This window comes from Candidatus Phytoplasma phoenicium (assembly GCF_001189415.1).
GTDB lineage: Bacteria > Bacillota_I > Bacilli_A > Acholeplasmatales > Acholeplasmataceae > Phytoplasma > Phytoplasma phoenicium.
The window spans coordinates 1-1,660 of the sequence record NZ_JPSQ01000074.1 but is presented as its reverse complement, the minus strand read 5'-3'; the positions used below and the strand labels follow the sequence as shown (position 1 = coordinate 1,660).

Annotated in this window: 1 protein-coding gene; it reads right to left on the bottom strand. The window is 24.1% G+C overall.

Annotation, left to right across the window (positions count from 1 at the left end; all coding sequences use genetic code 11):
• Positions 1 to 200: 200 nt before the first annotated feature.
• On the bottom strand, positions 201 to 1,660 hold a 1,460-nt coding region (locus tag AlmWB_RS01690; protein ID WP_050337436.1), incomplete at its 5' end, for an ABC transporter substrate-binding protein.

The following is a 1,660-nucleotide window of genomic DNA, read 5'->3' as shown; positions in this document are numbered from 1 at the left end:
GAAATTAATTATCTTCAATATTTCAGAAATTTTTAGACGTTTTGTCAGCTAAATGTTTTTTTGAATGCGTTTTTCAATTTGGAGAAGTTTTTGCGATTATTTTTTTCTAGAATTGAAAATTAATTTATTTATAATTTTGTAAAATTAATATAATATAAAAATAATTTATTATTAAAGAAATTGATAATTATTTGTTATCATTATTTGTCTTTGTTCATTCTAATGGATTTGATATTATAAAATTTGCCAAATTGGTTTTGTTCAAAACCTTGAGTAATGTTTTTATTTACTAAAACATAACTTTTACTTTCTGTTAACGGAAAGATATAATGTTGTTCCAATAAATATTTTTCTATTTCGCTCATAATTTCTTTATATTTGTCTTCGTTTGTGGCTTTTTTTGCTATTTCTACTTTATCTTCGATATATGGTTTATCTTCGTCATCAATACTACAAAAATTATTTTCGTTATTTGTTGTTAAAAAATAACTGTCAAAAACTGTATGTCCATATTCCATATCAAAATTTTCGCCTAAAAAAATAAAATTATAAGGCGAATCAGAACCTTTTTTTGCGTTCGATGTCAAAGTTACAAATTCTACTACTTGTAAATTTACTTCAAAACCAACTTCTCGTAATTGTTCAACTATTTTATTTAAATAAGGTGTTTGTTTAGCAGATGCTATTGTTAAATTTTTTTGCGCATCTTTTAATTCTCTAACCTTCCTTTGAGCTTCTGCTATTTGAACATTATGATGATTAATTGTCGGATCATGTCCTTTAATAGAGCTATTAATATAAGTTTTAGCAAGGCTGGAGACATCTGATAATTTTAATTGATTAATTATTTTTTGTATATCTAAAGATTGTGTAATAATTGTACGTACTAGTTTGTCTGTTTTTGCTTTATTAAAATAAATATAACTCGAAGAAGCTGTTGGATTTTCTAATATTTTTATATTTTTATATTTGTTCGAAGCTACTTTTTCTTTGACTGTGCTGATTTGACTTGCTGAAAAGCTATGTATAGCTTGAATTGTTCCTTGCTCTAATTCTTGTAAATTGGTTGTATCTTCTATAGATATTTTTATTTTAAGGTGTTTAGGAGATTCTTTAATAATGTTTGGATTATGATATTTGTCGAAAACTTCTAAAATTATTTCTTGGTTACGTACATATTTTTTTAATTTATAAGCACCAGTACCAATTTTAATCCCTTCATTTTCATTTGTTTCTACTGCCTCTTTATTTAAAATCATAATGCTTTCTATAAAAGGAAAATCCCACCATAATTCATCATTTTGTAATTCAATTTTAAATTTTTGTTTATCTATTTTCTGAATTTCTTTTATTGATGAAAAGAAATTATTTTTTTTTTCTTTCCCTCTATTAATAGTAAAAATAATATCATCAGTAGTCATTGGTTTTCCATTGTGAAAAAAAATATTATCTTTTAATTCACAATCTAAGAACTTTCCTTTTTTTATAGGTACTTGTTTTAATAATCCAGGAGTTAATTCTCCATCTTTATTTTTAAAGAAAAGTTTATCATGTAATAAATTTAAAACAAAACTACCATATACTGTATTTACATTTTTTATTTCAGTAGGGTCTAAACCACTTATATCACAAGGCATCGCAATAGTAAATGGTTTATCTT